We start from the raw sequence: 7075 nt of genomic DNA on the forward strand, positions 1-7075 counted from the left end.
GCGGGAACTAGGGGCGGGTCGGCGGCTTCTGACACACTCGTCCGGGTTCTTGGTGATTTGGGAGAGACCGATGTCCGATTTGCTGTCCGCCTCGACCTGGTGGTTAGTGTGCGCCGCGGCGCTGGTGGTGACGGGGGTGGCGGTGTGGGCACTGCGCCGTGCGGTCTCGCGCAGGTCGGCCCCTCGTGCGGGCCGTGCGGGGGCGGTGCCTTTGCACGGCGGCTACCTGGTGGCCACCGTGGTCATCGCCGTGGTGGCGCTGGCGCTGATCCTGGTGGCGTTCACCATGAGCTATGCGGCCCTGTATGAGTCGGCCACGTGGCTCCAGGACACCCAGCTGCACGCGATCAATGACGGTGACCTGCGGTTTTTGTTCCCCGTGGGGATCGACGCGGTCATCGTCTACTTCTTGGCCATGGACCTGCTCATGGAGTGGCAGGGGCGGCGCCACGCCCTGAACCGGTGGGCGGCCTATGCGCTCTCGGCCATCACGATCATCCTCAACGTCTCCCAAGGGGACGGATCCACAGCCTCCTACCTGGGCCACGCCGGCCCGCCGATCGTGATCATCTTGATCGCCGAGGGGGTGGCGGCGTGGATCCGACACCTGGCGGGGCTCGCGCACGGCCAGGCCGCCGACCGCATCCCCGTGGGGCGGTGGATCGCCCACCCGGTCTCGACGCTGAAGGTGGCCCGGTTGATGTTGGGGTGGGGTATCACCTCCTACCCGCGGGCGCTGGAGCACGAGCAGCGCCGGCAGTTGGCCTATGCGATGCTGCGCGAGCAGCACGGGCTCTCCTGGCGCCGACACACTCCGCGGCACCTGCGGTGGATGCTGGACAACGGCTACGAACTCGACACCGCCTTCGAGCTGACGCGGGCCATGACCGCTGCCACGGTGGCCATGACCGCCGCTGAGGCCACGGCCCTGGCCAACCCCGATGGCCAGGTTGGCCACGAGGCTGGCCACAGTGGCCAGCGTGGCCACGACGGTGTCCACCAGGAACCGGCCGCCGCCCTGGAGGAGGGCCTGGAGCGGCCCGATCCCGACCCTGCCGAGGGCCGTGGCCAGGACGCGGCGGACACTGCCCCAGAGGCGCCCGTGGTCGAGGCGGGCACCGGTACCGAAGAGGCCTCCGGACAGGAGGCGCCCGCCCCGGTTCCCGAGAGCGTGCCCGCCCCCTACTGGACCCGGGAGGGACCCGTGGTGCACAGCCCTATGACCCAGGAAGAGCTCGCGGCCCCGGCGAGCTCTGAGCCCTTGGCGGCCGCTGAATCCGAGCCCGTGGTGCGGGAGAAGGCCGTGCCGGAGCCGCTCTCACCTGAGCAAAAGCGCGAACGTGTGCGGGAGTTGCTGCGGAGCCGTCCCGAGATCACCGACGCCGAGATCGCCGAGCACATCCACGCATCCCCGCGTACCGCGCGCCGCTACCGCAGCGAGTTGACCCAGCAGAGCTCGCTGGTGGACACCTCGCGCTAGCGGCCCCGGACAGGCTCGGGCGCCCCTCGCCTGGGACAGGCCCGAAGCCGAGGTCGGCAACGTCCCGGGCGGGGTGGTACGGCGTGTGTCCACAAGACGCTGGCCACGCCGCGGACACGATGTCCACGGCCCTGGCCACCATGGCCACATGCTCGGGGGCGCGCCGGGTTTTACCGCGTAAAACCCTCCGGTGCCGGTCGGTGTAGCGCGCCCCCGGGAGCGGGCGCGGTCCGTGCCGAAGGCGTTGTCCACCGCCCTGGCCACCGTGGCCACCAGTTCTGGCCACGGTGGCCAGGCCCGCAGAGCGCGAAGCGCACCCCACCGGTGGAGGACGCAGCGTTTTACGCGGTAAAACCCCGAGCCCTGCACGCCCTAGACGCTGACCTGGGAAACCGAGTCCGGGCGCGCGCCGCGAGGCCTCCCCGAGGACGAGGGACCCCGCGCCCGGGCTCCGGTTTCGGCAGCGGCAGCGCACCGCCGCTGCCCTGTCCACGCGTCCTGGACCGGGACACGGTCACTGAAGAGCACCCGCGAGCACTGGCGCATGTGGTGGGTCCAACGCCTCCGTGACCACGCCCCCGGACAGGCTGCCCTGGGGCGTGGCCACGCGTGGACAGCTCTGGCCATGCGTGGCCACGGGGGGCGCAGCAATGAGGCGGGCGCCCGTGCCCCTGATGGCCAGGGTCCGGAGAATGTGCCCGGGGCGGTGGCCAAGGAAGACGGCCGCCCATGGCCAGGGGGCGCGCAGCGGTTCACAAAACCTCAGGTTCAGGCCGCGGTCGGTCTCCAGGTCCATGGCGGGGACGGAGTCATCGAGATCGCGCCGAGCACAGCCCGGCTTGGCTGGCTCTAGAGCTGGTCTCCCGGAGCCGGTCGGTGTTCGCGGTGCTGGGAGGGGTACCGCGCCCTGCCACCCCGGCGTGGCCACTCAGGAATAGGCGCGTGAGCTGCCGGTTCTTAGTCAAAGGGTCCTAGGCGAAGAGCGCCTGCGCCTGTAGTCGCTCAAAGGACGGAGCTAGCAGGTCCCCTTACCCCTGAGGGTCTACGGGCTGGGGGCGGCCACGACGCAGGACCAGTCGTAGGCCCACCCCGGGTGAAGGAACTCACGGGTTTTACCGCGTAAAACCCTGCGGTCTCAACTCGTGCCCCCGCATCTGGGGACACGGCTCCGGCCACCGCTGGCCATCGTGTCCCGGGCCTTGGCCAAGCCTGGACAACGGTGGCCACGCTTGGCCAAGACCGGGACACGGTGATTGCGAGGATCGGACAACGGTGGCCATCAGAACGTGCGAGGCGAAGAGCCGCACCCGGAGCGCGGCCATCCCTGGCCACGATGGCCAGACCCAGCCAGCGGCGCCGACCATGGTGGCCACACCCCTTGGCCACTGTGGCCGGGCGACCGGTTCATGGCACGCGCTGGCCACTTGAAGGCGGGCTCGGCGGTCACCGGGAGGCGTCCGCAGGTTTTACGCGGTAAACCCCGAGCCCTTGCCCGGCCCGCGAAAGTGCGTGTGGGCGCGCCCGCAGCTCGGCGGGTTTTACCGCGTAAAACGAGGGCGGCAAGAGAACGCTTTGCGGGGCGGGCGGTCCGTGAGGCACCAGCGCGCGTGCTAGGCCTCTCGTGTGGCCTCGTGCAGGCGCACCCGCAGCCGGTCCGCCAGGGTTGAGATCCGCTCTGCCGTGGGCGTGTGGGGAGCGGCGGCCGCTGCGGCCTCCAGGACCACCAGCACATCGTGGGCCTCTTCCAGTGTCAGCAGCGGCGGCACCGAGCCCGGTGTGAGCAGGTCGTCAATCAGATCCACCTTGGTGGGTAGGCTCTGCCGGATCCGGGTGCGTGCCGACCCCAGCCCGCTTGGTCCCAGGCCTGCGCGCCGCTGCCCCATCGTGTCGCCCCTCGTGCTGGTGGTTCCTTGTCCGAACCTAGCGCGACCATCCTCCCCCCGGAGGGTTCGCCGGTCTCGCGCGGTTCGGGTCCGCAGGAGTCCGGTGGGTTAGAGCCGGTCCAGGAACGCCTGCGCGAACCGCTGGAGTTCGTCGGGCCCCAGCCCCGAGGCCAGCTCCTTGTAGACCTGTTCGGCCAGGGCCTCGGGCTCGTCCCAGGACAGGTCCAGCGTCAGTTGCTCACCGGTGCGCGGTGTGCCCTGGGGCTGGGTGGCGCCTCGCGGGGGGTTCTTGGCCACCGCCGCGGCTTTGGTCGGTGCGGAGGAGGTCGGCGCTGGGACGGTGGGGCCGGCGGTTTTTACCGCGTAAAACTCCTCCTGTTGTCGGTGGGCGGCCAGCTGCTCCTGGGGTGGGAGTTTGCCCAGTTCCCGGGCCTGGGCCAGTTTCAGTTCCCCGTCTTTGAGGGCCTGCTGCAGATCCGGGTGCAGGTTGAGGAGGATGAGGCGTTGGGTGATCCACCCGTTGGACTTGCCCAGCAGCGTGGCCGCCTGGGACCGGTTCAATCCGTGGTCGAGGAGCTTGCCGATCTCGCGGGCCTCCTCCAGGGGATGCAGGTCCTGGCGGTGGATGTTCTCGGCCAGCACTGCGGCCCGCAGGGTGACTTGGTCATCGTCCTCTGGGCCGCGGGGGGTGCGCACGTGCACCGCCACGGTTTCCAGGCCAGCCTGGCGTGCGGCGGCCAGGCGGCGGTTGCCGTTGATGACGACGAAGGCAGCCTCGGACACCGCCGCCTCGTGCTCGGGGTGGGCCTGCACGTAGGCGCGCCGGGGCATGACGTGCAGCGGCTGCAGCAGCCCGTGCTCTTTCAGGCTGCCCGCGAGTTCGGACAGCTCACCCAGGCTCTCGCGTGGGTTCTCGGGGTTGCCGACCAGGTGCGCCAGGGGCACCCGGGCCGGATCGGCGGGGGCCTCGCCCGCGGCCTGGGAGATGAGCTGGCGGCGGGCGCTGGTGGCGCGGCCCGCGGCGCCGAAGGAGGCCGAGCGGCCCAGTTTGTCGGCCTTGCTCATGAGAGGATCCCCGCGATCTTGCGCATGGCGGCGGCCTGGTCGGACTTGGGGTCGTAGACGAGTAGGCCCTGCTTGCTGCGCACCGCCTCGCGCTGCTCCTTGCGGTCGGGCACCACGGCGATCACCGCCGGGTCGCCGATCTCCTCCCAGGCCTGCAGGGAGGAGGTGGCGATGTATCCGCGGCGGCTGTCGTACATGTTGACCACCAGCCCCAGGTAGTCCACGTCCAGGCGCATGTCCTGGCGCAGATCCTCGATCTGGCCGGTCAGCAGGGTGTAGGCGTCGGCGCTGGAGTCCTCGGCCTGGACCGGGATCACCACCCCCGAAGCGCCGGGTTTCTCCTCGGGGCGGCGACGACCGTAGTAGATGGCACTGTCCATTGCCAGGCCGAGGCTGGGCGGGCAGTCGACCACGATGACGTCGAAGTGGGCCTCGAGCGGCTCCAGGGCCCGCTCCAGTGCGGCCTCGCGAGCGCGGATCGTGGACAGCTTCACGTCCAAGACGAACCCGTCGGCGCACGCCGGCAGCAGGTGCAGCCGGTCTTCGAAGCGCTCGTCGACGATGGGCACGACGAGGTCGGCCAGGTCCCCCTGGGCCTCGCCGGTCATGTGCTTGACCAGACTGTCGCTGCCCAGCGCCAGGTTGTCCACCCCGAACTGGGCGGTCAGGTGGCCTTGGGGATCGAAGTCCACCAGGAGCACGCGTTGGGCGGGGCCGCCGTACTCGGTTCCTTCGGCGTAGGCCTGGCCCACCCCAGCGGACAGGGCGGTCTTGCCCACACCGCCCTTCTGGTTGGCCATGATCCTGCGGCGGGGATGCGGTGTTGCCACATGCTCCTCCTGTGGGGAAGGGTGGTCGGCGAGCCAGAGCTCCAGGGCCTGAGCCAAGCCCTGGATGTAGGAGACCTGGCGGGTGGCGCAGTGCGCTTTGAAAGTGGCGTAGAGGCCTGGCACCAGCCAGGTGCTGAACGGCGGGGCTCCGGAAGTGTCCACGACGGGCTGAGGCCCGCTCTGTTGCCAGGCCTGGAGCGCTTGGGCCACCACGTCCTGCATGTCGAGCTGATGCTCGGCCGCGCGGACCTTGACCCGGGTCCGGAGCTGTCCGGGCAGCTTGGAGGTGACCTTCTCCCTCTCGCCGGAGGTTAACGATGCCATGAGCGTTACCTTACTAACGCTCTCCAAGGTGGGCGAAGCTCTTCCCCGCGCGTGCCGCGCTCTTTTACCGCGTAAAACCCCCGTCCTCGGGTTGAAGGCCCCCCCTTCCCCTTGGGAAGGCGGCGGGAGTCCCGGCCAGGCCCACGGTCCGGGTGAGGTTCCGGCGCGCACGGCGGTCACCACAGCGCTCGGACTGCGCGCCGGGTTCTCGTGCGGCATGGCGGGGTCCGGGGGGCGGCGAGCCCCCGGTACCACCAGGCGCTCACCACGAGCAGGGTCGGCCTACCGGCCGAAGCCGTGGACGCGCCGGGGTCCACGCGGTGCGGGTGTAGAAGGCCAGCAGCCGGGCCAGCTCCTCGCGCTCGCTCCGTGCCGGGCCGTGCCGCAGCCGGTTCTCCTTACTGCGGAGTTCGGCCGCGGGCAGGTACCGGTCCACCCGGGTCCGGGCGCGACTCATCGCCGGGTAATCGTTGCGGGGTGAGATAGCAGCGCTTATCCTCGAAGTGTCGGGCCCCGTGGGGGCCCGGAAGTAGAGCCAGGTGGCCTGGGGCAGACCGGGAGCCTGGCTCAGCGCATGTCTAGGGCCGGTCAGCAGCCGGTGACCACCTCAAAGTCGTAGATACGCTCGGCGAGAATGGCCCGGTAGCTCGGGTCATTGTGGCGGCTGGCCCGGACCGCTCCGGCCAGGACGTCGGCTACCCACAGCAGCGGCTCGGCTGCGCCGACCGTGTGCTCGATGGTGAAGACCGTGCCTTTGGGCAAGGCGCGGCGGGCACCAATGACGGCGTGGACGTCGCGCTGGTCCAGGCTGGGCGTGCGGGCCTCCATGACCAGGGTGTTGACACCGTATCCGTACAGCTCGGGTACGAGGTGCTCCAGGCAGCGAGCGCGGGCGCGTTCCTGGCGCCGGGGCGGCACGGGAGCACCGACCGCCACGATATGCATCCCCTCGATCCCCGCGACCTGGACCGCGGCATGCTTGCGCTGCTGAGTGTCCATCTCGGTCCAATGTGTCTTACCCGTGCGACGGCCGCGCAGGTCAAGCATCACCTGGCGGGCGTGGTCCAGGTGTGCGGGGCCGACCACCGCGGTGGCCACGACGTAGTAGCCGTGAGAGCGGTCTTCGAGGAAGGACTCGTCGGCGTAGGCGGTCAAGCCCGAGGGGAACGGGAGCTGCATGTCTTCCAGGATTCCAGGACATCCCGCTGTTCGGCCGCTGGGCGGACGGTTGTGTGTCAAAAACCTGGGGCAGCACGGATGTGCCCGTGCGGCCCTGGGAGCAGCGGTCAGCGGCGCGCCCTCTTCGGTGCTTCCGTGCGGTCCAGGGCGTCCTGGACCAGGAGGGTGAGCTCTGAGGTTGCGGGTGTTCTGCCAGGTCGGCGTGACCGGAGGTCGAGTTCAGCGGTCGGTGGTGAGCGCATCCAGGGCACGGTTCTTGTCCGCGTCGGTGGGCAGGGTGTAGCGGCGGGTGGTGTTGAGGTCGGCGTGGCCCA

Annotated in this window: 6 protein-coding genes; 1 reads left to right on the forward strand and 5 read right to left on the reverse strand. The window is 70.3% G+C overall.

The genetic code is table 11. The features are described from left to right. Positions 1 to 70: 70 nt before the first annotated feature. Positions 71 to 1480 carry a DUF2637 domain-containing protein gene (locus tag DQW06_RS00470; protein WP_117197747.1) on the forward strand — a complete coding sequence of 470 codons (1410 nt, stop codon included), beginning with the start codon at positions 71 to 73 and terminating at the stop codon, positions 1478 to 1480. Positions 1481 to 3090: 1610 nt separating this feature from the next. Here DQW06_RS00470 and DQW06_RS00480 read toward each other — a convergent pair. From DQW06_RS00480 to DQW06_RS00495, 5 genes are all read right to left on the reverse strand, one after another. Beyond that, positions 3091 to 3282, reverse strand: a complete 192-nt coding sequence (locus DQW06_RS00480) for a hypothetical protein (RefSeq protein ID WP_157983310.1) — start codon at positions 3280 to 3282, stop codon at positions 3091 to 3093. Between the two features lie 189 nt (positions 3283 to 3471). Then, positions 3472 to 4428: a ParB/RepB/Spo0J family partition protein gene (locus DQW06_RS00485; RefSeq protein ID WP_117197750.1), complete on the reverse strand. Its 957-nt coding sequence runs from the start codon at positions 4426 to 4428 to the stop codon at positions 3472 to 3474. After that, a complete protein-coding gene (locus DQW06_RS00490) occupies positions 4425 to 5582 on the reverse strand; it encodes a ParA family protein (RefSeq protein WP_117197751.1) in 1158 nt (385 codons plus the stop codon). The genes DQW06_RS00485 and DQW06_RS00490 overlap by 4 nt, the downstream gene beginning before the upstream one ends. A 262-nt stretch (positions 5583 to 5844) precedes the next feature. Continuing rightward, positions 5845 to 6039 (reverse strand): hypothetical protein, encoded by a 195-nt coding sequence (locus tag DQW06_RS28820; RefSeq protein ID WP_157983311.1) that lies wholly within the window; start codon positions 6037 to 6039, stop codon positions 5845 to 5847. A 131-nt stretch (positions 6040 to 6170) separates the two neighbouring features. Next, positions 6171 to 6761: a hypothetical protein gene (locus tag DQW06_RS00495; RefSeq protein ID WP_232832924.1), complete on the reverse strand. Its 591-nt coding sequence runs from the start codon at positions 6759 to 6761 to the stop codon at positions 6171 to 6173. Positions 6762 to 7075: the final 314 nt, after the last annotated feature.

It is taken from the genome of Nocardiopsis sp. TNDT3 (assembly GCF_003427465.1).
Taxonomy (GTDB): Bacteria; Actinomycetota; Actinomycetes; order Streptosporangiales; family Streptosporangiaceae; genus Nocardiopsis; species Nocardiopsis dassonvillei.

Bases quoted from the DNA above. Each gene is read 5' to 3' on its own strand.
- DQW06_RS00470 (WP_117197747.1), top strand. From the start codon at position 71: ATGTCCGATTTGCTGTCCGCCTCGACCTGGTGGTTAGTGTGCGCCGCG.
- DQW06_RS00485 (WP_117197750.1), bottom strand. From the start codon at position 4,428: ATGAGCAAGGCCGACAAACTGGGCCGCTCGGCCTCCTTCGGCGCCGCG.
- DQW06_RS00490 (WP_117197751.1), bottom strand. From the start codon at position 5,582: ATGGCATCGTTAACCTCCGGCGAGAGGGAGAAGGTCACCTCCAAGCTG.
- DQW06_RS28820 (WP_157983311.1), bottom strand. From the start codon at position 6,039: ATGAGTCGCGCCCGGACCCGGGTGGACCGGTACCTGCCCGCGGCCGAA.
- DQW06_RS00495 (WP_232832924.1), bottom strand. From the start codon at position 6,761: ATGCAGCTCCCGTTCCCCTCGGGCTTGACCGCCTACGCCGACGAGTCC.